Annotated in this window: 26 protein-coding genes and 1 pseudogene; 16 read left to right on the top strand and 11 right to left on the bottom strand. The window is 72.5% G+C overall.

Going from position 1 to position 24,819, the window contains the following annotated elements; all coding sequences use genetic code 11:
- Nucleotides 1-10 precede the first annotated feature (10 nt).
- Together B9W62_RS17450 and B9W62_RS17445 are read left to right on the top strand one after the other, a co-directional pair.
- Nucleotides 11-1,657: a sensor histidine kinase gene (locus B9W62_RS17450; RefSeq protein ID WP_179235531.1), complete on the top strand. Its 1,647-nt coding sequence runs from the start codon at nt 11-13 to the stop codon at nt 1,655-1,657.
- Nucleotides 1,658-1,769: 112 nt separating this feature from the next.
- Nucleotides 1,770-2,411: a response regulator gene (locus tag B9W62_RS17445; protein WP_087808019.1), complete on the top strand. Its 642-nt coding sequence runs from the start codon at nt 1,770-1,772 to the stop codon at nt 2,409-2,411.
- A 31-nt stretch (nt 2,412-2,442) separates the two neighbouring features.
- Here B9W62_RS17445 and B9W62_RS17440 read toward each other — a convergent pair whose 3' ends face one another.
- The 3 genes from B9W62_RS17440 to B9W62_RS17430 form a co-directional block, all read right to left on the bottom strand.
- Entirely contained in the window at nt 2,443-4,134 is a 1,692-nt protein-coding gene (locus tag B9W62_RS17440) for a bifunctional 3'-5' exonuclease/DNA polymerase (protein ID WP_087808018.1), read from the bottom strand.
- Between the two features lie 164 nt (nt 4,135-4,298).
- A complete protein-coding gene (locus tag B9W62_RS17435; protein WP_087808017.1) occupies nt 4,299-5,072 on the bottom strand; it encodes a Clp protease N-terminal domain-containing protein in 774 nt (257 codons plus the stop codon).
- A gap of 68 nt (nt 5,073-5,140) precedes the next feature.
- The gene (locus tag B9W62_RS17430; RefSeq protein ID WP_087811956.1) at nt 5,141-5,773 is read right to left on the bottom strand and encodes a LysE family translocator; all 633 of its coding nucleotides are present in this window, start codon (nt 5,771-5,773) and stop codon (nt 5,141-5,143) included.
- A gap of 85 nt (nt 5,774-5,858) precedes the next feature.
- On the opposite strand from B9W62_RS17430, the gene B9W62_RS17425 reads away from it, so the two are divergent.
- Entirely contained in the window at nt 5,859-7,043 is a 1,185-nt protein-coding gene (locus B9W62_RS17425; protein WP_087808016.1) for a DUF2786 domain-containing protein, read from the top strand.
- 159 nt (nt 7,044-7,202) lie between these two features.
- Here B9W62_RS17425 and B9W62_RS17420 read toward each other — a convergent pair whose 3' ends face one another.
- From B9W62_RS17420 to rpmB, 3 genes are read right to left on the bottom strand one after another with little or no spacing between them, the layout of a single operon-like run.
- On the bottom strand, nt 7,203-7,889 hold the full coding sequence (locus tag B9W62_RS17420; protein ID WP_306426454.1) for a hypothetical protein: 687 nt from the start codon (nt 7,887-7,889) through the stop codon (nt 7,203-7,205).
- Between the two features lie 52 nt (nt 7,890-7,941).
- A complete protein-coding gene (gene rpsN / locus B9W62_RS17415) occupies nt 7,942-8,247 on the bottom strand; it encodes a 30S ribosomal protein S14 (RefSeq protein WP_087808014.1) in 306 nt (101 codons plus the stop codon).
- On the bottom strand, nt 8,247-8,483 hold the full coding sequence (gene rpmB / locus B9W62_RS17410) for a 50S ribosomal protein L28 (protein WP_087808013.1): 237 nt from the start codon (nt 8,481-8,483) through the stop codon (nt 8,247-8,249). The genes rpsN and rpmB overlap by 1 nt, the downstream gene beginning before the upstream one ends.
- A gap of 72 nt (nt 8,484-8,555) precedes the next feature.
- Here rpmB and rpmG point away from each other — a divergent pair, with 72 nt between their 5' ends.
- The 5 genes from rpmG to B9W62_RS17385 all read left to right on the top strand — a co-directional run bounded on the left by rpmG (nt 8,556) and on the right by B9W62_RS17385 (nt 10,966).
- The gene (rpmG, locus tag B9W62_RS17405; RefSeq protein WP_007451968.1) at nt 8,556-8,720 is read left to right on the top strand and encodes a 50S ribosomal protein L33; all 165 of its coding nucleotides are present in this window, start codon (nt 8,556-8,558) and stop codon (nt 8,718-8,720) included.
- A gap of 6 nt (nt 8,721-8,726) precedes the next feature.
- The gene (locus B9W62_RS17400) at nt 8,727-8,981 is read left to right on the top strand and encodes a type B 50S ribosomal protein L31 (protein WP_087808012.1); all 255 of its coding nucleotides are present in this window, start codon (nt 8,727-8,729) and stop codon (nt 8,979-8,981) included.
- Nucleotides 8,978-10,168, top strand: a complete 1,191-nt coding sequence (locus tag B9W62_RS17395) for a CobW family GTP-binding protein (RefSeq protein ID WP_087808011.1) — start codon at nt 8,978-8,980, stop codon at nt 10,166-10,168. Before B9W62_RS17400 ends, B9W62_RS17395 begins: the two co-directional genes overlap by 4 nt.
- Nucleotides 10,169-10,171: 3 nt before the next feature.
- Nucleotides 10,172-10,411, top strand: a complete 240-nt coding sequence (rpsR, locus tag B9W62_RS17390; RefSeq protein ID WP_087808010.1) for a 30S ribosomal protein S18 — start codon at nt 10,172-10,174, stop codon at nt 10,409-10,411.
- A 303-nt stretch (nt 10,412-10,714) separates the two neighbouring features.
- A complete protein-coding gene (locus B9W62_RS17385; protein ID WP_011028968.1) occupies nt 10,715-10,966 on the top strand; it encodes a DUF397 domain-containing protein in 252 nt (83 codons plus the stop codon).
- A 109-nt stretch (nt 10,967-11,075) separates the two neighbouring features.
- On the opposite strand, the gene B9W62_RS17380 is transcribed toward B9W62_RS17385, so the two are convergent.
- Entirely contained in the window at nt 11,076-11,540 is a 465-nt protein-coding gene (locus tag B9W62_RS17380; RefSeq protein WP_087808009.1) for an ATP-binding protein, read from the bottom strand.
- A 378-nt stretch (nt 11,541-11,918) separates the two neighbouring features.
- Here B9W62_RS17380 and B9W62_RS17370 point away from each other — a divergent pair, with 378 nt between their 5' ends.
- From B9W62_RS17370 to B9W62_RS17350, 5 genes are all read left to right on the top strand, one after another.
- Nucleotides 11,919-12,743 carry a helix-turn-helix domain-containing protein gene (locus B9W62_RS17370; protein WP_087811955.1) on the top strand — a complete coding sequence of 275 codons (825 nt, stop codon included), beginning with the start codon at nt 11,919-11,921 and terminating at the stop codon, nt 12,741-12,743.
- A 75-nt stretch (nt 12,744-12,818) separates the two neighbouring features.
- The gene (locus B9W62_RS17365) at nt 12,819-14,279 is read left to right on the top strand and encodes an aldehyde dehydrogenase family protein (RefSeq protein ID WP_087808007.1); all 1,461 of its coding nucleotides are present in this window, start codon (nt 12,819-12,821) and stop codon (nt 14,277-14,279) included.
- A gap of 45 nt (nt 14,280-14,324) precedes the next feature.
- Nucleotides 14,325-14,966, top strand: a complete 642-nt coding sequence (locus B9W62_RS17360) for a PadR family transcriptional regulator (protein ID WP_087808006.1) — start codon at nt 14,325-14,327, stop codon at nt 14,964-14,966.
- A gap of 93 nt (nt 14,967-15,059) precedes the next feature.
- Nucleotides 15,060-16,001 (top strand): ATP-binding cassette domain-containing protein, encoded by a 942-nt coding sequence (locus B9W62_RS17355; protein ID WP_306426473.1) that lies wholly within the window; start codon nt 15,060-15,062, stop codon nt 15,999-16,001.
- 38 nt (nt 16,002-16,039) lie between these two features.
- Nucleotides 16,040-16,798 (top strand): ABC transporter permease, encoded by a 759-nt coding sequence (locus tag B9W62_RS17350; protein WP_087811954.1) that lies wholly within the window; start codon nt 16,040-16,042, stop codon nt 16,796-16,798.
- A 22-nt stretch (nt 16,799-16,820) separates the two neighbouring features.
- Here the strand turns inward: B9W62_RS17350 and B9W62_RS17345 are convergent, their stop codons facing one another.
- A complete protein-coding gene (locus B9W62_RS17345) occupies nt 16,821-18,248 on the bottom strand; it encodes a glutamate decarboxylase (RefSeq protein ID WP_087808004.1) in 1,428 nt (475 codons plus the stop codon).
- A 119-nt stretch (nt 18,249-18,367) separates the two neighbouring features.
- On the opposite strand from B9W62_RS17345, the gene B9W62_RS17340 reads away from it, so the two are divergent.
- A complete protein-coding gene (locus B9W62_RS17340; RefSeq protein ID WP_087808003.1) occupies nt 18,368-19,129 on the top strand; it encodes a MerR family transcriptional regulator in 762 nt (253 codons plus the stop codon).
- Between the two features lie 78 nt (nt 19,130-19,207).
- Here the strand turns inward: B9W62_RS17340 and B9W62_RS17335 are convergent.
- Nucleotides 19,208-19,571 (bottom strand): annotated as a pseudogene (locus B9W62_RS17335) (YbjQ family protein).
- 135 nt (nt 19,572-19,706) lie between these two features.
- Between B9W62_RS17335 and B9W62_RS17330 the strand changes: the two are divergent.
- Nucleotides 19,707-20,633, top strand: a complete 927-nt coding sequence (locus B9W62_RS17330) for a DedA family protein (protein ID WP_087808002.1) — start codon at nt 19,707-19,709, stop codon at nt 20,631-20,633.
- On the opposite strand, the gene B9W62_RS17325 is transcribed toward B9W62_RS17330, so the two are convergent.
- Both B9W62_RS17325 and B9W62_RS17320 read right to left on the bottom strand, forming a co-directional pair.
- Nucleotides 20,630-22,339 carry a threonine/serine exporter family protein gene (locus B9W62_RS17325; RefSeq protein ID WP_179235529.1) on the bottom strand — a complete coding sequence of 570 codons (1,710 nt, stop codon included), beginning with the start codon at nt 22,337-22,339 and terminating at the stop codon, nt 20,630-20,632. The two genes, B9W62_RS17330 and B9W62_RS17325, sit on opposite strands and share 4 nt — an antisense overlap.
- 113 nt (nt 22,340-22,452) lie before the next feature.
- On the bottom strand, nt 22,453-22,944 hold the full coding sequence (locus B9W62_RS17320) for an inorganic diphosphatase (RefSeq protein WP_007452023.1): 492 nt from the start codon (nt 22,942-22,944) through the stop codon (nt 22,453-22,455).
- A gap of 79 nt (nt 22,945-23,023) precedes the next feature.
- Here B9W62_RS17320 and dacB point away from each other — a divergent pair, with 79 nt between their 5' ends.
- On the top strand, nt 23,024-24,625 hold the full coding sequence (gene dacB / locus B9W62_RS17315) for a D-alanyl-D-alanine carboxypeptidase/D-alanyl-D-alanine endopeptidase (protein WP_179235528.1): 1,602 nt from the start codon (nt 23,024-23,026) through the stop codon (nt 24,623-24,625).
- The last annotated feature ends 194 nt before the right edge of the window (nt 24,626-24,819 follow it).

Raw genomic sequence — 24,819 nt, 5'->3', positions numbered from 1 at the left:
CGTTCCGGGGATGCGGGTGCGTTTCAGCGGTCAGGACTCCGACGGCAGGCAGCACGGGCCCCGGCCGTCGGCCCGGGTGCGGCACGCGCTGGCCGCCGCGCCGCGCCGGGTGCGGCGGGAGGCGGTCGCCGGCTGGGCCGAGGTGCGCGGGGCCGGACGTCGTACGGTCGTCGTCGACGGGCTGCTCTGTCTCCTCACAGCCGCCTTCGGGCTGGTGCCCCTGTTGCTCGTGGTGCCCGAGCGGCCGGGGCTCGCGGTGGCGGAGGCCCTCTGGGCGGTACTGCTCGTCGCCCTGCGCCGTGGGCGACCGGGCGCCGCCGTCCTGGGGTCCTCCCTGCTGGTCGTGGGGGTCAACGTGTGGACGCTGGCGGTGGCGCCGCTCGTCGTGATGTCCGCGACCCGGCGCATCGCACCGACGCGACGTGCGTGGCAGGTCGTCGGGGCGGCCTCGGCCGTGGTCGGGGTGCTGACCGTCGTCATCGTGCCGTTCCGGACCGAGCGCCTCGCGTTCCAGCTGGTGGGCAACGCGATCTCCCTGGCGCTGCTCCTGGTGCTTCCCGCCCTGGCCGGGACGCTGCTGGGGCAACGGCGGCCGCTCGTCAGCCTGTTGCGTGAACGCAACGCCTACCTGGAGCAGGCCCGCGCCCTCACCGCCGAAGCGGCCCGGGCGGAGGAACGGAACCGGATCGCGGGCGAGATGCACGACCTCTTGGGCCACCGGCTGAGCCTCATATCCGTGCACGCGGGGGCACTTGAACTGGCGGCCGCTCGGCAAGCGCCGGCCCTCGCCGGGCAGACCGAGATGCTGCGCACGACGGCCGGTACGGCGATGGAGGAGCTGCGCGAGATCCTCGGCGTCCTGCGGCACGCCGATGTGGCCGGTACGGGGGACGACCGCCCCGGGGACGAGCGCGGGACCCGGGAGGACATCGCCGCGCTGGTGGCGGAGTCCCGGCGGACCGGCAGCGCCGTCGAGCTGGACTGGTCCGTCCCCGACGGGGCGGAGCTGGGGCCGCGGACGCGGCAGGCCATTCACCGGGTGGTCCGCGAAGCGCTGACCAACGTGCTGAAACACGCGTCCGGCGCGCCCACCCGGGTGCAGGTGACGAACGTCGGCGGCGGGATCGAGGTTTCCGTCACCAACGCCCCACCGCCCGTGGCCGGGCCTTCCCGCGGGGGCAGTCGCAGCGGACTGGCCGGCTGTCAGGAGCGGGTCGGGCTGCTCGGCGGCACGTTCGAGGCGGGCGCTCTGGTGAACGGCGGCTTCCGCGTCGCCGCCCGGCTGCCCGCGCCGGGGCACCGGGGCCAGGGAAGCGGCGGCGCCGCACAGGGCGCCGCCGACCGCGCTGTGCTCGATCGCGCTGTGCTCGATCGCGCTGTGCTCGATCGCGCCGTGCTCGACCATCCTGTGCTCGACGGTCCTGTGCTTGATGGGTCTTCGGCCGCCGTGCCTTCGGCCGTCGGGCGCACGGCACCCGATCGACCGGCTTCTCATCACCCCCTCGTCCGGCGAGGGGCCGAAGGCACCCGTGCCCCGCTGCCGGACGAGATCCTGACCTGGCCGCGCGTCCTCGGCTCGGGCTGCGCGGCGCTGGCCGTGGTCCTGCCCACGGCGGGCTTCCTCGTCGTCCTGCTGGTGTTGGCCGTCCTGGGATGAACGGAGGACGCCGGGTCGGTACAGAGGAACGACCGCGGATGACGGCGGATGACGGCGGATGACCGCGGGTGACTGCGGGTGACCTGACGGTCGGCGGTCCTAGGATGAGCCGATGATCCGAGTCCTGGTCGCCGACGACGAGGCGCTGATGCGCGCCGGAATCCGGCTCATCCTGGAGAACGCCGACGACATCGAGGCGGGCGACGGCAGGGAAGCCGCGGCGGCCTGTCGCGAGCAGGACGTCGACGTCGCCCTGGTCGACGTCCAGATGCCGGTCCGGGACGGTATCGCCGCGGCCGAGGACATCTCCCGCCTCTCGCCCCGCACCTGTGTCGTGATGCTGACGGCCTTCGGGCAGGACGCGCACGTGACGCGGGCCCTGCGCGCCGGGGCCAGCGGCTTCCTCCTCAAGGACACCGGCCCCGCCGACCTGATCCGCGCCGTCCAACTCGCCGCCAAGGGCGAGCCGGTGCTGGCCCCGCGGATCACCCGGCGGCTGCTGGAGCGGCAGGTGCGGTCCGGCCGGGACACCGAGGCCGCGCTGCTCCGGATCGACGGGCTGGCCCCGGCCGAGCGCGATGTGCTGCGGTTGCTCGGCACCGGTCTGTCCAACGTGGAGATCGCCGACCGGCTGTATCTGAGCACCGGTACGGTCAAGGCGCACATCAGCCGCATCCTCACCCGCACCGGTTGCGCCAACCGAGTCCAGGCCGCCGTACTCGCCCACGACGCCGGGCTCCTGGACGAGCAATGAGTCATTCCCTCCGGCGTCCGCCCGGCCCCGTTCATTTCGCGTCCGCGTAGCACTCCACCACCGCCGTCGTGAACGGGAACCGCACCGGCGTCGTCCCGAACGTCAGCCGTCCCGCCAGCTCCGCCGCGTCCCTGATCGCCGCGACGACGGTCTCGGCCTCCTCCTCGGGACAGTGCACGATCACCTCGTCGTGCTGGAAGAAGACCAGTTCGGCCGCCATGTCCGCGCAGGTCCGGCGCAGCGCGGCGAGGAGCAGCAGGGCCCAGTCGGCGGCGCTGCCCTGGACGACGAAGTTGCGGGCGAAGCGGCCCCGTGCGCGGGCGTTGGTGGAGGCGTACCCCGGCACCCACTCCTGGGGGCGGTCCCCGGCGTCGGCGGGGTCGTCCTGCGGCAGGCCCGCCTCCTCGGTGCCGTCGGCCGCGCCGGCCGCGGGCGGGCAGGTGCGGCCCAGCCAGGTGCGCACGAGCCGCCCCTCCTCGCCCGCGCGGGCCGCGTCGTCGACGTACGCCACCGCGAGGGGGAAGCGGCGTCTGAGTGCCGCCAGGTTCTTCAGGCCGTCGCCGGACGTCTGGCCGTAGACCGCGCCGAGCACGGCGAGCTTGGCCTGGGCGCGGTCGCCGGAGAAGGCGCGGTCGGAGACGGACTGGTAGAGGTCGGTCTCGCGGCCGGCCACCTCCATCAGACCGGGGTCCCGGGAGATCGCCGCCAGCACGCGCGGCTCCATCTGGTCGGCGTCGGCGACGACCAGCCGCCAGCCGGGGTCGGCGACGACGGCCCGCCGGATCACCTTGGGGATCTGCAGCCCGCCTCCGCCGTTGGTGACCCAGCGCCCGGTCACGGTGCCGCCGGCCAGGAACTCGGGGCGGAACCGCCCGTCGTGCACCCAGTCCTGGAGCCAGGACCAGCCGTGGGCGACCCAGATTCGGTACAGCTTCTTGTACTCGATCAGCGGCTTCACGGCCGGGTGGTCCAGCGACTCCAGCTCCCAGCGGCGGGTGGAGCGGACCTTCACGCCCGCCTGCCCGAACGCCTTGACCACGTCCGCGGGCAGGTCGGGCCGCACCCGGCGGCCGAACGCGGCCGACACCTCCTCGGCCAGCTCCGCCAGGCGGCGCGGCTCGCCCCCGCCCGCATACCGCTCGCCCAGCAGGTCGTGCAGGACCTCGCGGTGCACGTCGGCCCGCCAGGGCAGCCCCGCGCGGTTCATCTCGGCGGCCGTCAGCATTCCCGCCGACTCGGCGGCCGTCAGCAGCCGCAGCCGCTCCGGGTGCGCCGAGCGGTCGTGGCGGCGCTGCTGCTCGGCGTAGACGGCGAGCAGGTCGGACAGGGGGAGGTGGACGGCCTGGGGTTCGAACAGCGAGGACTGCGCGCCGGGCTCGGCGGAGCGCTGCGGCGGGTCGGGCGGCACGGGGCCGCCGCGCAGCCGGGCCAGGGCGGCCGCGGCCGAGTGCGGCTCCCCGTGCCGCCCCTCGTGGCCGAGCAGCAGGGCCTCGGCGGCCTCCATGTCGTAGCACCGCTCCACCCGCACCCCCGTGGCGAGCAGGCGCGGTGCGATCTCGGCGGTGGACCGCCACACCCAGCGCGTGACCTCCGGTCTGCTGCGCACCGCCTCGCCGAGGTCGGGCTCTCGCCGCACGGGCCCGGCGGGCAGCCCGTCGGGGCCGAGGGCGGCGACCTCCACGCCACCGCCCTCGGCCACCGCGAGCGCGCACCTCTCGGCCATGTCGCGAGTGTCGCAGGCGGGTCTGACAACGCAGGCGAGGCAACGCAGGCGAGGCAACGCACACGCGGCGACATACCTGCGGCGACGCACCTGCGGCGACGCACCTGCGGTGACCTACCCGAGGCAACGCGTCCGCGGCGACGCGCCCGCGGCGACGGCCGCCCTCAGCCCTCTTCGGGCGCGGGCCCCGCCGACCCGGTCTCCGCGGCCTTCTCTTGGGTGAGCTGGATGAACTCCCCCACCGCCTCGACCACGTACCGCTCGGTCGCCTCCTTGTCGAGACCGAGTCCGCTCAGCACGCCCGTGCCGTCCTCGTGCTCCAGCAGGGCGAGCAGGATGTGCTCGGTGCCGATGTAGTTGTGCCCCAGGCGCAGGGCCTCGCGGAAGGTGAGTTCGAGGACCTTCTTGGCCGCGGCGCCGTAGGGCACCAGCTCCGGGACCTCCGCGGCGGCCGGCGGGAGCGCCGCGGTCGCCGCCTCGCGGATCGCGTCCAGGGTCACGCCCTGCGCGGCGATCGCCTTGGCGGAGAGGCTCTCGCGCTCGGTGACCAGGCCGAGGACGAGGTGTTCGGGCAGGCCCTCGGCGTTGCCGGCGGTCTTGGCCGCGTTGTGGGCGCTCATCACGACGTTGCGCGCGCGGGGCGTATAGCGGCTGAAGCCCTGGCTCGCGTCCAGGTCGGCCGACTCCTTGGTCACGAAGCGCTTCTGCGCCGCCTGGCGGGTGACGCCCATGCTTTTGCCGATGTCCGTCCAGGACGCGCCCGAACGCCGGGCCTGGTCCACGAAGTGGCCGATGAGGTGGTCGGCCACCTCGCCGAGGTGCTCTCCGGCGATGACGGCGTCCTGGAGCTGTTCCAGCGGCTCCGGGTGCACCTTCTTGATCGCGTTGATGAGTTCGTCGAGGCGTACGGAAGACGTGATGCTCGGGTTCGTCGTCATGTGTCAACCGTAGGTTGCGCTCAAGGGGGTGTCAACTGTCGGTTGACACCCCACCGCGCGGCCCGCCGTCACTTCGGTGACGCCACCACCAGACGGACCGCCAACCCCGTGAAGACCGTCCCGGAGACGATGTTGAGCCAGCGGTTCACCCGGGCGCTGCGCCTGAGGAGATTCGCCAGCCGCCCCGAGAGCAGCCCGACGAAGCCGTCCCACAGTAAGCCCATCACCACCAGCGTCCCGCCGAGCACCAGCAGCTGGCCCGGCACGTGCCCGAGCGCGGGGTCGACGAACTGCGGCAGGAACGCCACGTTGAAGAGGATCACCTTGGGATTGAGCAGATTGGTGATCGCGCCCTGCCAGAAGGCCCGCCGCATGCCCGCGGCCCTCGGCGCCGCATCGTCCTCGCCCGGCACCGACCGGTCGCGGAACGCCTTCACCGCCAGATACAGCAGGTAGGCGGCGCCCGCCCAGCGCAGCACGTGGTAGAGCGTGGGCAGCGTCGTGAAGAGGGCCGACAGCCCGAGTGCCGCGGCGACCGCGTGCACGAGCATCGCGCAGGCCACCCCGAACGCGGCCATCACACCCGCCGTCGGCCCGCCCCGGCCGCCCATCGCCACGATGAACATCATGTCGGGGCCCGGAGTGATGCACAGGGCGAAGGCGGCGACCAGGAACGCCGTGTAGAGAGTTGTGTCCACCATGTACGTCATGTTGGCCCCGGCGGGCGCGGGCCCGGCCGGATTCCGCGGAGTGAGACGGGCCCGGCGGCCGTGGCACCATCGCCGGGTGAGTACGCCCCGCACCGTCGACCGTGCCTTCGAGACCGCCCTGTACGACATCGCCGACGACGCCCTCGACACCGCCGCCTCGCTGCTCGCGGCCGATCCCGCGGCGGACGCGGAACTGGCCCGGCGCGGCGAGGAGTTCGTGGCCACGGCCTGGCGGCGCGGCTGGCAGCCCGCCGACCTCGTACGGGTCGTGCGCCGCGAACTGGACGACGTGCACGTACGGCTGGTGGCCGCCCTGATCCGCGCCCAGGCACCGCACGACCGTGCGCGCGGTCCCCGCTGGGCCGCGCAGCTCGACGACCTGCCGGACGCGGAGGCGACGGCGCCGCCCCGCACCGACCGCTTCTCGCACGCCACCGCCGTACTGGAGCTGTACCGCCTGCTGCTGCGGCTGCCCGGCCTGGAGCCCCTGGAGCCCCTGGAAGCGGGGGCGGCGGGGGCGGCGCCGCGTCGGGGCCGGGAGAACCGGCCGGAGTCCCGCGCCCTCGCCCGCATCCGCGCGCTGCTCGCCAAGGCGGAGGCGACCGGGTATCCCGAGGAGGCGGAGGCGCTGAGCGCCAAGGCGCAAGAGCTGATGGCCCGGCACAGCGTCGACGAGGCGCTGCTGGCCGCGCGGGCGCAGGGGACGGCGGCCTCGCCCGACACGCCGGGGGCCTGCCGGATCGGGGTGGAGCCGCCCTACGAGCAGGCCAAGGCGGTGCTGCTGGACGCGGTGGCCGACGCCAACCACTGCCGGGCCGTGTGGAACGAGACCTTCGGCTTCTCCACCGTCGTCGGTTTCGAGGCCGACCTGGAGGCGGTCGAACTCCTCTACACCTCCCTGCTGGTGCAGGCCGAGGCCGCGATGACGAAGGCGGAGGCCGGACAGCGGGCCGGCGGGCGCAAGCGCACCAAGACCTTCCGGCAGTCGTTCCTCGCCGCCTACGCCCACCGCGCGGGCACCAGGCTGCGGGCCGCCGCGGAGGCGGCCACGGAAGCGGCCACGACGGGGGCGGCGGACGCGAACCTCCTGCCGGTGCTCGCCTCCCGCGAGGTCGCGGTCACCGACCGCGTGGAGCGCATGTTCCCGCAGACGACCACGACCCGGTTGCGCGGCGCCGCGGACGCGGCCGGTTGGACGGAGGGCACCCGCGCCGCCGACGCCGCCCGGGTCGGCCACCACCGGCCACTGAAACGGGGCTGAGGCGGCACCGGCCCCGACCGTCCGGCTCCGGCGGTCCGGCTCCGATCGTCCGGCTCCCCCTGTCCGGCTTCGATCATCCAGCTCCGACTGTCCGGCTCCGACCGGTCCGCTCCGACCGTCCGGCTCCGACTGTCCGGCCCCCGCCCGTCCGACCCCCGTTCAGGAACCGAGGCCGGCGGTCGGCAGGCCGGGCGGGAGCGAGCCGCCCTCGGACCTGGTGTACGTCTCCTCGCCGAGTTCGCCCTCCCAGGCCACCGTGAGCGAGGTGGCGTCGACCGCCCCGACCTTGCCGGTCGTCCGGTCGTCGTTGCCGTCGGTGCACTTGAGGTGGATCGTCCGGGTGCCCGAGGTCTCCTGCGTCGTACCGCTGCACACGGTCCCGCCGGTGGCGAACAGGGCCGCCTTGTCGCCGGTGACCATCAGGGCGACGGCCTGGCCGTCGGTGGTCGCCAGCCAGCTGCCCTCCAGCTTCCCGGCGGCACCGGCGGACGGGGACCCGCCCCCGCCGTCGCCCGGCTCCGTGCTCGCGGACGCGCTGGGTGCCGCCGAGGACGTGTCGCCGCCGGCCGAGCCTTCGCCCGAGCCGCCGTCGGAGCCCCCGTCGTCGGTGCACGCGGTCAGGACCAGCGCGCCGGCCAGGCCGAGGCCGAGCGCCGCGGCCCGCACGGACGAGCGCGCCCGCCGGTGCGGGACCCCGCCGCGCGGAACGTCCGCACGCGGCACGGTGGCCGCGCCCGCCGTACCCGCCGCGTTCGCCGTGCCCGTGGCCCGCGCCGTCCCCGTGGTCGGCGTCGTGCGCCCCGTGTTCTCCGTGCTCGCCCTGTTCCCCGCAGTCACCCACGTCACCGGAAGCTCCAAGCTGTAGCCGGACGGCCGTTCGGCCCCGAACAGCCGCAAGCTACCAGGAGGATTTGCGCACCCCGGGAAGATGCCCGGCATGCGCCTGCTCGCGCAGATTCACCCGGGAGAGCCCGAAGACGCGGAAGTACCCGCGCGGGCGCCCGTCCACCTGGTCGCGGTTGCGCACCCGCGTGGGGCTCGCGTCGCGCGGCTGCCCGCGCAGTTCCCGCTGGGCGGCGAGGCGTTCGGCCTCCGTCGACGAGGGCCGGCGGAGGATCTCCTTCAGCTCGGCCCGGCGCGCGGCGTACCGCGCGACGGTCTCCCGCCGCTGCTCGTTCTTCGCGATCTTGCTCTTCTTCGCCATCAGACCCTCACCCCACGGGCACGGATGCGCGCCACGGCCGCCTCGACGCCGATCGAGTCGACCGTCTTGATCCCCTTCGTGCTCAGCCGCAGCCGTACGTGCCGGTTCTCGGTCGGCAGCCAGTAGCGCTTGGTCTGGATGTTGGGGTCGAAGCGCCGCGAGGTGCGCCGGTGGGAGTGCGAGACGCGGTTGCCGAAACCGGGCTTGGTCCCGGTCAGCATGCAGTGGGCGGACACGGTGACGTACCTCTCCTCCGGGCCGGACGGGCCCTAGCTGTTAATGGAATTCATTTTCAGTAAGATAGCAGCATGGCACGCAACGAACTCCGCCCGGTCATCAAGCTCCGGTCCACCGCCGGGACCGGCTACACCTACGTCACCCGCAAGAACCGCCGCAACGACCCGGACCGCCTGGTCCTGCGCAAGTACGACCCGATGGCCGGCCGCCACGTCGACTTCCGAGAGGAGCGCTGAGCCGCCGTGCGCAAGGGAATTCACCCCGAGTACCGCCCCGTCGTCTTCCGCGACCGGGCCGCGAACTACGCCTTCCTCACCCGCTCGACCATGACGAGCGAGCGCACCGTCGAGTGGGAGGACGGCCACACCTACCCGGTCGTCGACGTCGAGATCTCCCACGTCAGCCACCCCTTCTACACCGGCACCGCCCGCGTCCTGGACACCGCCGGACGCGTGGAGCGCTTCGAGCGCCGGTACGGGAAGCAGGACGGGGCATGAGCGGGCAGGGCCGCTTCCGCGAACCGCCGGTGGTGATCGTCGGCGGGCTGCACGCCGACGCGCGCCGGGCGGCCGTGGCCCGGCTGCTCGCCGACGTGCCCGGCAGCGTCGTGCTCCACCACGACCTGGCGACGGCCACCGCGGGGACGGTCGTGCGGACCGTGCGGGACGCCACCGGCATCCTCTCCGCCGGCGAGGCGCCCCTGGTCAACGACTGCGCGTGCTGCGCGCTGCGCGAGGACCTCGTCCCCGAGCTGGTGCGGCTCGCGGAGGCCGGCGGCACCCCGCTGGCGGTCGTCGAACTGTGGGACTCCGTCGAGCCCAAGGCGATGGCGGAGGTGGTGACGGCCGGCGGTTTCACCGTCGCCGGCGTGATCACCGCCGTCGACCCCGCCCTGGTCCTGCCGTACCTCGGCAACGGCGACGACCTCGCCGAGGGCGGCCTCGCCGCGGCGGCCACCGACCAGCGCACCGTGGCCGACACCTTCGCGCGGCAGCTCGAGTACGCCTCCGTCCTCGCCCTCGCCGACTCCCTCCCCGGCTCGCCGGAGGCCGACGAGGAGGACCACGAGTTGCTGGCCCAGCTGCATCCGACGGCCCGCCGGGTCCCGATCGGCCACGGGAACCCGGCGGGCGCTCCGCACGCGAGCCCGGAGCTGGCGCGGGCCGCCCTCGCCGGGTTCGACGTGGAGGCCGCGGCCGCGGCCCAGCACCCGGCCTGCGCGCTGCTGCCCGCCGAGGCCGACGCGCACGGCGTCGCCACCCTGGTCTGGCACCGCCGCCGCCCCTTCCACCCGGAGCGGCTGTACGCGGCGCTCGAGGACCTGACCTGCGCCGCGGCCCGCAGCCGGGGGCGGTTCTGGCTCGCGGGCAAGGGGGACACGCTGCTGCACTGGGACGCCGCGGGCGGTGCCCTGTGCGTGGAGAGCGCGGGACCGTGGCTCGCCTCGCTCCCCGACGCCGCCTGGGAACTGGTGCCGCCCGTGCGCCGCGCCGCCGCCGCGCTGGACTGGCACCCCGAGCACGGCGACCGCTGCCAGCACCTGGTCTTCACCTCCCCCGGCCTCGACCGGGACGGCCTGGAACGGCTCCTGGAGTCCTGCCTGCTGACCGACGTCGAGTACGCCGCGGGGCAGGCCGCCTGGGACCGGCTGCCGCCCGCCTTCGACACCCTCCTGGAGGTCTGAACCATGCCCGCGCCCCGAAAGAGCGACCGCAAGCCCGCCCGGCAGCGTCCCAACCCGCTGGACCAGGCGGGGGTGACGTACATCGACTACAAGGACACCGAGCTGCTGCGCCGGTTCCTCTCCGACCGCGGCAAGATCCGCAGCCGCCGCGTCACCCGCGTGACGTCCCAGCAGCAGCGGCAGCTGGCCAGGGCGATCAAGAACGCCCGTGAGATGGCGCTGCTGCCGTACGGCACCCGCTGACCGGCCTGCCGTACCTCACGCACCAGCGACAACACCGGGGACGCCCGTACCGTTCGGGCCCCGGTGTTGTCGCATGTTGTTGCATATTCTTCGAATCCGGGGGCACATGCGGGAACGACTTCCCGGGCCTCGGCGTCGTAGTGGGCAGGGCTCGGTAAAGCGGTCGTCAAAGCTGTAACCGCGGGAACACCGCACGTGCACGTGCATTTGCTCATGCATCTGCACGTGAACAGGGTTATGATCCGGATCAGTTGACCACTGCATCAATGGCCACATCAGCCAGTGCACACCGGGGAGCGACCTGTGGACCACGACGTGTACGACGTGTACAACGGCATGGCCGCCACGCAGTTGCACGATGCGGCCTGGCAGAAGAGCCGGCGCAGCAACTCGCAGGGATCGTGCGTGGAGTTCGCGCGCCTGCCCGACGGTGCGGTGGCGGTACGCAACTCCCGCTTCCCCGACGGCCCCGCGCTCGTCTACACGCGTGCCGAGATCGAGGCCATGCTGCTGGGCGTCAAGGACGGCGAGTTCGACCACCTGATCGCGAGCTGACCCGGTGGCCGGCCCGCCCGGCCGGGGCAACCGGGTGACCAGGTCGACCGGGTGATCAGACCAGCCAGCCGGGTGACCAGACTGGCGGGGCGGTGCCCGGACGCGGAACCTAGACGCGGAACAGCGCCCAGACCACCTTGCCGTTGAGGGTCCCGGCCAGCGGGTGCCAGCCCCAGCTGTCGCTGAAGGAGTCGACGAGGAACAGGCCGCGGCCGGACTCCGCCGAGAAGTCGTCCGTCTCGCGGGCCACCGGGCTGTCGTGGCTGGGGTCGCGCACCGCGCACACCAGCCGCTCGGTCCAGCGCATCAGGTGCAGCCGTACCGGGCCGTGCCGTTCGTCGTGGCGCGGGGTGTCCGCCGGCAGCGCGTGCCGCAGGGCGTTGGTGACCAGTTCCGAGACCACCAGGCATACGTCGTCGAAGCGGTCGCCGGTTTCCCAGCCGTCGAGCGTTCTGCGGGTGAACCTCCGGGCCTCGCGCACCGCTTCGAAACGCGGTGGCAGCGCACAGGAGGCGGCGTTGGACACGGCCGAGGGGTCGAGTGGCGGAAGGCCCTGCCGTAACGGCTCGAGCATGGTCGATCCATTCGTCCCCATGCGAGGCACTCCCGGGAATTCGCGGTCGTAGCGATGCGGCGCGGTGGTGCGGGGACCATGGTTTCGGATGCGTACCTCAGATGCAAGGGCAGATGCACGTGCACGTGACCGAAATGGACCTGCCCGTACCGCTTGTTGGTCAATTTTTCCGTCATCTTCGCCTCCCCTTCATCTCCCACGGAGGCTGGTTCCGACCCGCCGCGTGCATGATCCTGCACATTTCCTTTGGCTCGATTCCGTTTCCGTAACCGGACGAGTACTGCTCGAAGTGTTTTAGTGGCAGACTGCGGCCCCTGAAGACGGTTGGGGAGGCTGGCGAACGTGAGCGCGGGAGAGCCCGGATCGGTGGTGCGGCGCATGCTGCTCGGATCACAACTCAGGCGACTGCGTGAGACGCGGGGGATCACGCGAGAGGCCGCGGGCTACTCGATCCGCGCCTCCGAGTCGAAGATCAGCCGGATGGAGCTGGGCCGGGTGAGCTTCAAGACGAGGGACGTCGAGGACCTGCTGACGCTGTACGGCATCACGGACGAGCAGGAGCGCGCCTCCCTGCTCTCGCTGGCCAAGGAGGCCAACGTCGCGGGCTGGTGGCACAGTTACTCCGACGTGCTGCCCAGCTGGTTCCCGACGTATGTCGGTCTGGAGGGCGCCGCCTCGCTGATCCGGGCCTACGAGGTGCAGTTCGTGCACGGCCTGCTCCAGACCGAGGAGTACGCCCGCGCGGTCGTCCGGCGCGGCATGAAGGGCGCCGGCGAGGCGGACGTCGAGCGGCGGGTGGCGCTGCGCCTGGAGCGGCAGAAGCACCTGGTCGCGGAGAACGCCCCGGAGTTCCACATCGTGCTGGACGAGGCCGCCCTGCGCCGCCCGTACGGCGACCGCGAGGTGATGCGCGGCCAGCTCCAGCACCTGATCGAGGTGTCCGAGCGCCCCAACGTGCGCCTTCAGGTCATGCCGTTCGGCTTCGGCGGGCACTCCGGCGAGAGTGGCGCGTTCACGCTCCTCAGCTTCCCCGAGTCGGACCTCTCGGACGTCGTCTACCTGGAGCAGCTCACCAGTGCGCTGTACCTGGACAAGCAGGAGGACGTCACCCAGTACGAGACGGCGCTGAAGGAACTCCAGCAGGACAGCCCGGGGGCGGACGAGAGCCGGGACCTTCTGCGGGGACTCCTTCAACTCTCCTGAAACGTCAGTACGATGACGCCCAATCAGGCGGCTCGCTCGCGGCGGCTGCGGGAGTTCAGGGGATTGAGGGAACACATGTCGTCGTACTTCACCGACCTCGCCCAGCAGTACATCGACGGCGAGTGGCGTCCGGGCACCGGCTCCTGGGACATCATCGACTTCAACCCGTACGACAACGAGAAGCTCGCCTCGATCACGATAGCCACCGTCGACGAGGTCGACGCCGCCTACCGGGCCGCCGAGCGCGCGCAGAAGCAGTGGGCCGCGACGAACCCGTACGCGCGCCGCGCGGTGTTCGAGAAGGCGCTGCGCCTGGTGGAGGAGCGCGAGGCCGAGATCAGCGAGGCGATCGTCGCCGAGCTGGGCGGCACCCGCCTGAAGGCCGCCTTCGAACTGCACCTCGCCAAGGAGTTCCTGCGCGAGGCGGTCCACCTGGCGCTGCGCCCCGAGGGCCGGATCATCCCCTCCCCGGTCGACGGCAAGGAGAACCGCGTCTACCGGGTGCCGGTCGGCGTCGTGGGCGTCATCAGCCCCTTCAACTTCCCCTTCCTGCTCTCCCTGAAGTCGGTCGCCCCGGCCCTCGCCCTGGGCAACGGCGTCGTCCTCAAGCCGCACCAGAACACGCCGATCGTGGGCGGCACGCTGGTCGCGAAGATCCTCGAGGACGCGGGACTGCCGGGCGGCCTGCTCAACGTCGTGGTCACCGACATCGCGGAGATCGGCGACGCCTTCATCGAGCACCCGGTCCCCAAGGTGATCTCCTTCACCGGCTCCGACAAGGTCGGCCGCCACGTGGCCACGGTCTGCGCCGCCAACTTCAAGCGCTCCGTCCTCGAACTGGGCGGCAACAGCGCGCTGGTGGTCCTGGACGACGCCGACGTCGACTACGCGGTCGACGCCGCCGTCTTCAGCCGCTACGTCCACCAGGGCCAGGTATGCATGGCCGCCAACCGCGTGCTGGTCGACCGCGCGGTGGCCGACGAGTTCACCGAGAAGTTCGTCGCCAAGGTGAGCACCCTCAAGACCGGTGACCCGCGCGACCCCGAGACCGTCATCGGCCCGGTGATCAACTCCTCGCAGGCGGACGCGATCTCCGGCGTCGTCGAGCAGGCCCTCGCCGAGGGCGCCACCGCCCTGGTGCGCGGCGCGGTCACCGACAACCTGGTCGAGCCGTCGGTCCTCATCGGCGTGCCCGCCGACTCCGCCCTGCTGCGGCAGGAGGTCTTCGGCCCGGTCGCCTTCCTCGTCCCCTTCGACGGCGAGGAGGAGGCCGTGCGCCTCGTCAACGACACGCCGTACGGGCTGAGCGGTGCCGTGCACACCGGGGACATCGAGCGCGGGGTCAACTTCGCCAAGCGGATCGACACCGGCATGTTCCACGTGAACGACGGCACCGTGCACGACGAGCCGATCGTGCCCTTCGGCGGCGAGAAGCACTCCGGCATCGGCCGTCTCAACGGCGACACCATGCTGGACGCCTTCACCACCCAGAAGTGGATCTCGGTGCAGCACGGGCGCAGCGGCTTCCCGTTCTGAGGGCCCCGGCGGGCGGAGCCCGGTGCCCGATCTAGGCTGGACCCCATGTCAGCGATCCGTCTCCTCGTGCTCGGCGCCGTCCGCCAGCACGGGCGGGCCCACGGCTACCAGGTGCGCAACGACCTGGAGTACTGGGGCGCGCACGAGTGGTCCAACGCCAAGCCCGGTTCGATCTACCACGCGCTGAAGCAGATGGCGAAACAGGGGCTGCTCCTCGCGCACGAGATCGCGCCGTCCACGGCGGGCGGGCCGCCGCGGGTGGAGTACGAGATCACCGAGCAGGGCACCGAGGAGTACCTCACCCTGCTCCGTGCCTACCTCACCGCCTACGACCAGCGGCCGGACGTGCTCACCGCGGCGCTCGGCTTCATGGTCGACCTCCCGCGCGAGGAGGCGCTCGCGCTCCTGGAGGAGCGGGTGCGCCGGATCGAGGAGTGGCGCAGCGCCGTCACCGAGTACTACCTGCCCGCGGAGGGGCCCGGCCAGTACGGGCACATCGGCGAGATCATGAACTACTGGGTGCACTCGGCAGACTCGGGCGCCGAGTGGACCCGCGGCCTCATCGAACGCGTCCGGGGCGGCGCCTACACCTTCGCCGGCGAGGGCGATCCGTTCGTCGGGGTGCTGGCGGAGGGGGAGGAGAACCCCTTCGCGGCGGGGCGGCCGCACTACGGGGACGCCCGCTAATCAAGTTTGACCAATCGGAGAGCGGGCACTACCTTCTGAGCAAGTAGTCAAATTTGGCTAGCTCGGGCTCTCGAAAGGGAATGGGGAGTGACAGTGGCCGACACGGCGATCACCGTCGAAGGCGCACGCAAGAGGTACGGCAGCAAGAACGCACTGGACGGGCTCGACCTGACCGTCACGCGCGGCACGGTGCACGGCGTACTGGGCCCGAACGGAGCGGGCAAGACGACCCTGGTCCGGATCCTGTCCACCCTGCTGCGGCCCGACGCGGGCCGCGTCGAGGTGGCCGGACACGACGTGGTCGCCGAGGCGTACGCGGTGCGGCTGCGCATCGGCCTGCTCGGCCAGCACGCGGCGCTCGACGAGGAGCTGGGCGGCCGGCAGAACCTGGAGATGTTCGGCCGCCTCCACCACCTGGGCGCACGACGGGCACGCGCGCGTGCCGACGAACTGCTCGCCCGCTTCGACCTCTCCGACACCGGCCGCAAACCGGTCAGCGCCTACAGCGGCGGTATGCGGCGCCGCCTCGACCTGGCCGCCTCCCTGATCACCGAACCGGAGGTGCTCTTCCTGGACGAGCCGACCACCGGCCTCGACCCGCGCGGCCGCGCCGAGGTGTGGGACTCGGTCCGCTCCCTGGTCGGCGCCGGTACGACGGTCCTGCTCACCACCCAGTACCTGGAGGAGGCCGACCAGCTGGCCGACCGCATCTCGGTCGTCGACGCCGGCCGCGTCGTCGCCGACGGCACGGCGGACGAACTCAAGGCCGCCACCGGCGGGGACCGCGTCGACGTCGTCCTGCGCGACGCCGGCCACCTGGGCGCCGCGGTGGCCCTGCTGCCGCTCACCGGCGTCCGCGTGGACCCCGACCGCCGGCTGCTCAGCGCCCCGGTCACCGACCGGATGGCGGCGCTCTCCGGCGTCGTACGGGCGCTGGAGGAGGCCGGGATCGAGGCCGAGGACGTGGCGCTGCGCCGGCCGACCCTGGACGAGGTGTTCCTGCACCTCACCGACCGCACGAAGGAGGCCGCGTGAGTACGAGCACCCTCACCACCACCCCCACCCCCACCCCCATGACCCACGCCCTGTCCGACTCCTGGACCATGACCCGCCGCGAGCTGGCCCGCTGGGGGCGGCAACCGGTGGCGGTCGTCGTCAACCTGGTCTTCCCGGTCATGCTGCTGCTGATGTTCGGCTACCTGGTCGGCGGCGGCCGGGGCCTGAGCGGCGACTACGTCGACTACCTGGTCCCCGGGATGCTCGCCCTCACCATGGCCTTCGGCCTGGAGGGCACGATGATCGCCGTCACCCGGGACCTCGACAAGGGCGTCGTCGACCGCTTCCGCTCCCTCCCGATGGCCAACGGCGCGGTCCTGGTCGGCCGTTCCGCCGCCGACATGCTCCAGTCGGTGCTCGGCCTGGTCGTACTGATCGGCGTCGGGTACACGCTCGGCTGGCGCGCCCACGGCGGTCCCGGCGCCTTCCTCGGCGCGGTCGGCCTGCTCCTGCTCTTCCGCTTCGCCATGCTCTGGATCGGCATCTTCCTGGCCCTGGTGGCCGGGAAGGCCGAGCTGGTGCAGGCGGTGCAGATCCTGGTCTGGCCGGTCGGCTTCCTCTCCAACGCCTTCGCCACCCCCGACTCCATGCCCGGCTGGCTGGGCACGGTCGTCGAGTGGAATCCGATGTCCCAGACCGCCACGGCCGTCCGCGACCTCTTCGGCGGCCCGGGCGGCGAGGCGGGGCACGTCTGGGCGGCCGTCGCCTGGCCGCTGGCGCTGCTCGCGGTGTTCTTCCCGCTGGCGGTGGCCAGGTTCGGGCGGCTGAGCCGCTGACGACCCCGGCCCGGCACGGGCCCTAGTGGTGGAAGCCGGTGGCCGCGCCCTTGTCCCGGGTCAGCGGGTGCGGCTGCCGGCGCAGCTCCGGCAGCAACCGTTCCAGGTCGTCGAGGAGCAGGTCCGCCATGTCCGCCGAGAAGCCGTTGCGGCACACCACCCGCAGCACGGAGAGGTCCTCGCGGTGCGGCGGGAAGGTGTACGCCGGCACCAGCCACCCGCCCTCGCGCAGCCGCCGGGACACGTCGAAGACGTCGTACGCCGTCACGTCGTCCGCCGTGGTGAAGGCGAACACGGGCAGCTGGTCGCCGCGCGTCAGCAGCCGGAAGTCGCCGAGCGCCGCCACCCGCCGGGCGACGGAGCCCGCGATGTCCCGCGCGTTCTGCTGCACGGCCCGGTAGCCCTCGCGGCCCAGCCGCAGGAACGTGTAGTACTGCGCCACCACCTGCGCGCCGGGCCGGGAGAAGTTCAGCGCGAAGGTCGGCATGTCGCCGCCCAGGTAGTTCACCCGGAACACCAGCTCCTCGGGCAGCGCCTCCGCGTCCCGCCACAGGGCCCAGCCCACGCCCGGGTAGACCAGCCCGTACTTGTGCCCCGAGGTGTTGATCGAGGCGACCCTCGGCAACCGGAAGTCCCACACCAGGTCCTCGTCGAGGAAGGGCGCGACCATGCCGCCCGAGGCGCCGTCCACGTGCACCGGGACGTCGAGTCCGGTCCGCTCCTGGAGGGCGTCCAGGGCGGCGCACAGGTCGGCCACCGGCTCGTAGGAGCCGTCGAAGGTGGAGCCGAGGATGCCGACGACCCCGATGGTGTTCTCGTCGCACAGCTCGGCGGCGGCCTGCGGGTCCAGGTGGAAGCGCTCGCCCTCCATCGGGACCTGGCGGGCCTCCACCTCCCAGAAGTTGCAGAACTTCTCCCAGCAGACCTGGACGTTCACGCCCATCACCAGATTGGGCCGCACGTCCTTCGCCGGGTACCGGTCGGCGTTGCGCAGCGCCCAGCGCCGCTTGAGCGCCATCCCCGCCAGCATGCACGCCTCGCTCGACCCGGTCGTCGAGCAGCCCACGGCCGCCGCCGGGTCGGGCGCGTGCCACAGGTCGGCGAGCATCGCCACGCAGCGCCGCTCCAGCTCGGCGGTGCGCGGGTACTCGTCCTTGTCGATCATGTTCTTGTCCCGGCACTCGCTCATCAGCACCCCGGCCTGCGGTTCCATCCAGGTGGTGACGAAGGTGGCCAGGTTCAGCCGTGCGTTGCCGTCCAGCATCAGCTCGTCGTGGACGAGGCGGTACGCGGTCTCCGGCGGCAGCGGGGAGTCGGGCAGCCGGTGGGAGGGCGGGGCCTCGGTCATGCCGCCGAGCGGGTTCGCCTCCGCGTGGAAGGGGTTCACGGCGAGCCGGCGCCGGTCGCGGTCGTCGCCGTGGGGCGGGCGGGGACCCTTGTGCAGTGACATGCAACCGACGGTAGGCCGGGGCCCGGGGCCCCGCACCCGGGGCCGCACCGGCGGGTCCGGGCTTGCACCTCACGTCACGTGAGGAGGCAGCGTGGAGGACGTCAGAGAAGGGAGCGGAAGTGAGCTACTCCGTGGGACAGGTGGCCGGCTTCGCCGGAGTGACGGTGCGCACGCTGCACCACTACGACGACATCGGCCTGCTCGCACCCGGCGAGCGCAGCCACGCGGGCCACCGGCGCTACAGCGACGCCGACCTCGACCGGTTGCAGCAGATCCTGTTCTACCGGGAGCTGGGCTTCCCGCTCGACGAGGTCGCCGCCCTGCTCGACGACCCGGCCGCGGACCCGCGCGCGCACCTGCGCCGCCAGCACGAGCTGCTGACCGCCCGGATCGAGAGACTGCGGAAGATGGCGGCGGCCGTGGAGCAGGCCATGGAGGCACGCAGCATGGGAATCAACCTCACCCCCCAGGAGAAGTTCGAGGTCTTCGGCGACTTCGACCCCGACCAGTACCAGGAGGAGGTCCGGGAACGCTGGGGCGACACCGACGCCTACCGCCAGTCCAGGGAGAAGACCGCCTCCTACACCAAGGAGGACTGGCAGCGCATCCAGGACGAGGCCGACGAGCTCACCCGGCGCTTCGTCGCCCTGATGGAAGCCGGTGAGCCCGCCGACTCCGAGGGCGCCATGGACGCCGCGGAGGACCACCGGCAGGGCATCGCCCGCAACCACTACGACTGCGGGTACGAGATGCACACCTGCCTGGGCGACATGTACGTCTCGGACGAACGTTTCACGCGAAACATCGACGCCGCCAAGCCGGGCCTCGCCGCCTACATGCGCGACGCGATCCTCGCCAACGCCGTCCGGCACACCCCCTGACGCCAACGCCGTCCGGCACACCCCTGAGCGGTGGTCGTGACCCAGGGACTCGTTTCCCGGCGCCCGCCCCGCGGGGGCTCACTCCCGGGTCACGACCACCGCCGTCCCGCACGCACACCTCGGTGCCCACGTCCGCGGCCGTCGTCACGTCGAAGCGGAACGCCAGCACCGCGTTGGCCCCCCGGGTGCGTGCCTGCTCGACGAGCCGCTCCATCGCCTCGTTGCGCGTCTCCACCAGCGTCTTCGTGAGCCCGCGCAGCTCACCGCCGACCATCGACTTCAGCCCGGCACCGATCTGGCTCCCCAGGTGCCGGGAGCGCACGGTCAGTCCGAAGACCTCTCCGAGCACCTCCTGCACCCGGTGGCCCGGCAGGTCGTTCGTGGTCACCACGAGCACGTCGGGCTGCGGGCCCTGGCCGCCGCCGTATTCTTCAATACCCATGGTTCTCAGGCTTCCCCGGGAAACGTCACAGCGCACCCCAAGGAGCCCCGTGGAACCTGGGACGCCACGGCTGCGTTGTACGTTTGGGCAGCCAGGTTCAGCCCGCCTCCCCCCAGCAGCAGGAGCCACAATCCCGTGACCACCCTTGCGCTCGGTCCTGAGTGGATCAGCCCGGACTACCTGATCGAGACGTTCAGTCTGCCCGGCATCCTGCTCATCGTCTTCGCCGAGTCAGGACTCTTCGCGTTCCTGCCCGGCGACTCGCTGCTGTTCACCGCGGGCCTGTTCGTCGCCCAGGGCCAGTACATCAGCCAGCCGCTGTGGCTGGTGTGCACCCTGATCGTGGCCGCCGCCGTCCTCGGCGACCAAGTCGGCTACATGATCGGCAAGTTCTTCGGTCCGAGGCTCTTCAGCCGCCCCAACTCCAAGCTCTTCAAACAGGAGAATCTGGAGAAGGCGCACGAGTTCATGGAGAAGTACGGCCCCAAGGCGATCGTCCTGGCCCGGTTCGTGCCCATCGTGCGCACCTTCGCCCCCATCGTGGCGGGCGCCGGCCGCATGAAGTACCGCACCTTCCTCACGTACAACGTGATCGGCGGCGTGGCCTGGGGCACCGGCGTCACCCTCGCGGGCTACTGGCTCGGCCAGATCGAGTTCATCCGGGCCCACGTCGAGGGCATCCTCGTCCTGATCATCCTGGTCTCGGTCGTCCCGATCGCCATCGAGTACCTGCGCGAGCGCAAGAAGAAGCAGCGGGCCGCCGCGGCCGCCCCCGCCACCCCGGCGCCCCAGCAGCAGCACCAGCCCGCGTACCCGGTGATGGACGACGCGACGACCCAGCTGCGCCGGGTCGACCCGTACGACCAGCCGCAGCAGCAGTACGACCCGCAGTACGACCAGGGCTACGGCGGCCGGCAGCCCTACGGCGGCCAGCAGCCCCCGCAGCAGCCCTACGGCGGCCAGCAGCCCCCGCAGCAGCCGTACGCCCAGCAGTACCCGCAGGGCTACGGCGATCAGCCTCAGCAGTACGGCGACCAGTACCCGTACAACCAGGGGCGCTAGAACCCCCGCGTCCGCTTGGCCGCCCGGCGTCCCGCCGCACTCGCGGCGCCGGGCACCTTCAGGAACAGCCGGGAGATCTCGCCACCGAGGTTCACCCCGATCGCGATGGCCATCGCCAGGGCCACCGCGTTGGACAGCGACAGCAGCCCCGAGTCGACCTCGCCCTGCGCGATGCCCAGCAGACCGAAGTACGTCGCCGAACCGGGCAGCAGCGGTCCGATCGCCGCGGTCGTGTACGGCAGCGCCGACGCGAACCGGTACCGGGACATCAGCTGCCCGAACAGGCCCACGAGCCCCGCCGCGGCGGCCGTGGAGGCCACCGGCGAGATGTCGCCGGCGTAGTGCATGGCGCCGTACACGCACCAGGCGATGCCGCCGTTCAGGGTCACCGCCAGCACCGTGGCCCGTTCCTGCTGGAGCAGGATCGCGAAGGCCAGCGACAGCAGCATCGAGGCGAAGATCTGCACGAACGGTTCGTCACCGGTGCCGAGCTTGGCGTCCGGATTCAGCTCGGCGCCCAGCTGGACCCCGAAGTACAGCACCACCAGCACCCCGGCGACGATGCTGACGAAGAAGTACATGACCTCCAGCAGACGTGCGGCGGCGGTGATGTAGAACCCGGTCAGACCGTCCTGCACCCCCGCGACCAGGGCCCGCCCGGGCAGCAGCGCGAACAGCCCACCGGTGATGACCGCGGACGCCTTCACGTCGACGTGCGTCACCGTCAGCGCGACGCCCATCGCGGCGGGCGGCATCGCCGCCACCGCGAACTGGTAGAACTCCGGCAGTCCGCGCCCGGCGCACAGCCACGCCAGCCGGTCGCCGAGCATCGAGCCGAACATCGCCGCGAAGAACACGGTCGCCCCGCCGCCGACGAGCAGCGAGGCCCCGCCCGCGAGCAGACCGCTGGCCACCGTCAGCACCCAGGTGGGGTACGGGTGCCGGTTGCGTCGGATCTCCGCGAGGCGCCGGTAGGCCTCCTCCAGGGAGATGTTCGTGTCGGGATCGCTGAGGTCGTCCACCAGGTGGAAGACGGCCGCGAGCCGCGTGTAGTCGGTGCCGCGGCGGCGTACCGTGCGCGACGCCGTCACCGGGTCGTCGACCAGGGACGGCTGGTGGGAGATCGACAGCAGCGTGAAGGTGACGTTCGGCTCGCAGCGGTCCAGGCCGTAGGACCGGCAGACGGCGAACATGGCCGCCTCCACGTCCTCGGCACCCTCACCGCCCGCCAGCAGCAGCTCCCCGATACGCAGCGTCAGGTCCAGCACGCGCGGCACGGCGGGGCCGGTCTCGTCGTCGTGCTTCTGCGAGGGCTCCGGCGCGGGCCGCTCGGCGACCGGCATCCGCAGCATGGCGCGCATCCGGTCCTGCCAGGGCACGTCCGTCAGGCTCACCGCCGGGAAACCGCTCGCCGGGGTGAAGGCGGCCGGGGCGGTCCACGCGCTGTGGGTGCTCGGCATGGTGAACGCCGAGCCCTCGGTGTCCGCGGGCGCGGCCTGCGGCGCCTCCAGACCGTCGGGGAGCGAGAACTCCGAGGTCGTCTCGGACTCGGTGCCGGCGTGTCGCGGGACCGCGAGCCCCTGCGGGATCTCGAACTCGGACGTCGTCGACGACTCGCCGTCGATCGACGCCGCGATCCCACCGGGCTGCCGGAAGGCACTGCGGGCCTCGTCCGACTGCGGTTTGGGCTCCTCCGCCTCCGTCACCTGCGCAACGCTCCCTGGTACCGACACACCCTCCTGTTGACCTCAGTATGGTCACTCAAACACGAACGGGCCGCACGCGTGTGCGTGCGGCCCGTTACGGGTGTCCGGACTGCTCAGTGGCCGCCCTGGTCCTTGAACCGCTTGTAGGACCGCTCGATCTCGGCCTCGGCGTCGGTACGGCCGACCCAGTCGGCGCCCTCGACGGACTTGCCGGGCTCCAGGTCCTTGTAGACCTCGAAGAAGTGCTGGATCTCCAGGCGGTCGAACTCCGAGACGTGGTGGATGTCACGCAGGTGCTCCACGCGCGGGTCGGTCGACGGCACGCACAGCAGCTTGTCGTCGCCGCCGGCCTCGTCCGTCATCCGGAACATGCCGATCGCGCGGCAGCGGATGAGGCAGCCCGGGAAGGTCGGCTCGTCCAGGATGACCAGCGCGTCCAGCGGGTCGCCGTCCTCGCCGAGGGTGTTCTCGACGAAGCCGTAGTCGGTCGGGTAGGCGGTCGAGGTGAACAGGCGGCGGTCCAGGCGGATACGACCGGTCTCGTGGTCCACCTCGTACTTGTTCCGCGAACCCTTCGGGATCTCGATCGTGACGTCGAACTCCACCGGACGCTCCTCCATGATCAGCACATAGTTCTGGTGGTTAAGTGTCCCTCACGCAGGTGTGTGATCGCGAAAGGGGCTGGTGACAGTGCCAGAGCTGAGGCCTTGGCGGACCGCGGGACCGCACGTGGCGCGGGCCGCGAGTGCCGTTCGTCCCCGTCTGGCACGCTTCGCCCGGACCGCCAAACCGCGGTTCGCACGGTTCGCACGGGCCACGGCGCCGCAGCTCGCCCGGATCACGGGGCCGAAGACCTGGCAGTACACCGCCGGTGCCGCCACTGCCGGGCTGGCACTGGCCGCCGGTGTGGTGACCGCCGCCGGCCCCTGGGACTCCACGGGTCAGCGTACGGCCGAGCGGGACCGGGCCGTCGCCCTGGAGCAGACGGGTGGCACAGATCACGGCAGCGGATCCGGGGCCTCCGGTACGTCGTCCGGCTCACCCCGTCCCGCACCCAGCGCCGGCGCGGTACTGACCGGACTCGGCGGCACCACCACCCCGGGCGGCGTCAAGGCGGCACCCGGCGGCAAGGACCTCGCCGGCCTCCTCGACCCCCTGCTGAAGGACGACCCCGCGCTCGGCGAGCACCGCGCGGCGGCCGTCGTCGACCTCGCCACCGGCACCCGCCTGTACGGCCTCGGCGGCGACGCCCCGCTCATCCCCGCCTCCACCACCAAGATCGCCACCGCCGTCGCCGCCCTCACCGCCCTCGGCCCCGACCACCGCCTCACCACCCGCACCGCCCTGGAGGCCGACACCGGCGAACTCGTCCTGGTCGGCGGCGGCGACCCCACCCTCACCGCGCGCGAGGACCCGCGCGGCCTCGCCAGTCTGCGCACCCTCGCCGAGAAGACCGCCGCCGCCCTCAAGAAGCGCGACGTGCGCACGGTGACGCTGTCGTACGACACGACGCTCTACGTCGGTACCGAGACGCACCCGATCGGGGTCAACGAGAACCTCGCCCGCGTCACCGCCCTGATGACCGACGAGGGCCGCACCGACGACTCCACCAGCGGCCCCGCCCCCCGCGTGCCCGACCCGGCCGCCGACGCCGCCCGTACCTTCGCCGGCCTCCTGAAGAAGCACGGCGTCACCGCGTCGGCCCCCGGCCCTTCCAAGGCCACGGCCCGCGCCGACACCCTCGCCACGGTCTCCTCGCCCCCGCTGTCGGCCCTGGTCGAGCGGATGCTGACCAACAGCGACAACGACCTCGCCGAGGCCCTGGCCCGCCACACCGCCGTGGCGACCGGCAAGCGCGCCGACTTCGACGGGGCGGGCGCCGCCGTCACGGCCCGCCTGAAGCAGCTCGGCCTGCCGGTCCAGGGGGCGCGGTTCCACGACGGAAGCGGCCTGGACCGCACGGACCTGATCAGCGCCGACCTGCTCACCGCCCTGCTGGCCGAGGCGGCCGACCCCGCTCGCCCCCAGCTCCGCGCGGTGCTCACCGGGCTCCCCGTCGCCCACTTCACCGGCACCCTGGCCGGCCGCTACACGGACGGAGCAGCGGGCCTGGTCCGCGCCAAGACCGGCACCCTCACGGGCGTGAACACCCTCGCCGGCACGGTCACCACCCCCGACGGCCGCCTCCTGGGCTTCGCCTTCCTGGCCAACGCCACGACGGACCCCTGGACGGCCCAGACGACCCTGGACCGAGCGGCGACGGCACTGGCGTCCGAGACCGCGTAGCCGCGGGCGGTCGCCAGCCGCCGTGACTGCGGGCAGCCGTAGCTGCGGGCAGTCGTGCCTCCCCCCAGTGCCTGAACGGCCTGGGAGGTACCCCCGGGCGGCACGGGTGGGCGCGGCGGCACCGCAACGCCGGGTGCCCTGGCAACGGACCCCGCCGGCCCGGCACCCCCGCACGACTGCCCCCCAGCGGCAGC

The organism is Streptomyces sp. CS113, assembly GCF_002188365.1.
Lineage (GTDB): Bacteria > Actinomycetota > Actinomycetes > Streptomycetales > Streptomycetaceae > Streptomyces > Streptomyces tendae.
Note: the sequence above shows the minus strand (reverse complement) of the source record. Positions and strands in the feature narration are given on the sequence as shown.

Excerpts from the sequence above, each read along its gene's own strand:
- B9W62_RS17395 (WP_087808011.1), top strand. The coding sequence starts at position 8,978 with ATGAGCGGGCAGGGCCGCTTCCGCGAACCGCCGGTGGTGATCGTCGGC.
- B9W62_RS17450 (WP_179235531.1), top strand. The coding sequence starts at position 11 with ATGCGGGTGCGTTTCAGCGGTCAGGACTCCGACGGCAGGCAGCACGGG.
- B9W62_RS17365 (WP_087808007.1), top strand. The coding sequence starts at position 12,819 with ATGTCGTCGTACTTCACCGACCTCGCCCAGCAGTACATCGACGGCGAG.
- B9W62_RS17345 (WP_087808004.1), bottom strand. The coding sequence starts at position 18,248 with ATGTCACTGCACAAGGGTCCCCGCCCGCCCCACGGCGACGACCGCGAC.
- B9W62_RS17445 (WP_087808019.1), top strand. The coding sequence starts at position 1,770 with ATGATCCGAGTCCTGGTCGCCGACGACGAGGCGCTGATGCGCGCCGGA.
- B9W62_RS17360 (WP_087808006.1), top strand. The coding sequence starts at position 14,325 with ATGTCAGCGATCCGTCTCCTCGTGCTCGGCGCCGTCCGCCAGCACGGG.
- B9W62_RS17370 (WP_087811955.1), top strand. The coding sequence starts at position 11,919 with ATGCTGCTCGGATCACAACTCAGGCGACTGCGTGAGACGCGGGGGATC.
- B9W62_RS17350 (WP_087811954.1), top strand. The coding sequence starts at position 16,040 with ATGACCCACGCCCTGTCCGACTCCTGGACCATGACCCGCCGCGAGCTG.
- B9W62_RS17435 (WP_087808017.1), bottom strand. The coding sequence starts at position 5,072 with ATGACGACGAACCCGAGCATCACGTCTTCCGTACGCCTCGACGAACTC.
- B9W62_RS17430 (WP_087811956.1), bottom strand. The coding sequence starts at position 5,773 with ATGGTGGACACAACTCTCTACACGGCGTTCCTGGTCGCCGCCTTCGCC.
- rpmG (WP_007451968.1), top strand. The coding sequence starts at position 8,556 with ATGGCACGCAACGAACTCCGCCCGGTCATCAAGCTCCGGTCCACCGCC.
- B9W62_RS17440 (WP_087808018.1), bottom strand. The coding sequence starts at position 4,134 with ATGGCCGAGAGGTGCGCGCTCGCGGTGGCCGAGGGCGGTGGCGTGGAG.
- B9W62_RS17380 (WP_087808009.1), bottom strand. The coding sequence starts at position 11,540 with ATGCTCGAGCCGTTACGGCAGGGCCTTCCGCCACTCGACCCCTCGGCC.
- rpsN (WP_087808014.1), bottom strand. The coding sequence starts at position 8,247 with ATGGCGAAGAAGAGCAAGATCGCGAAGAACGAGCAGCGGCGGGAGACC.
- rpsR (WP_087808010.1), top strand. The coding sequence starts at position 10,172 with ATGCCCGCGCCCCGAAAGAGCGACCGCAAGCCCGCCCGGCAGCGTCCC.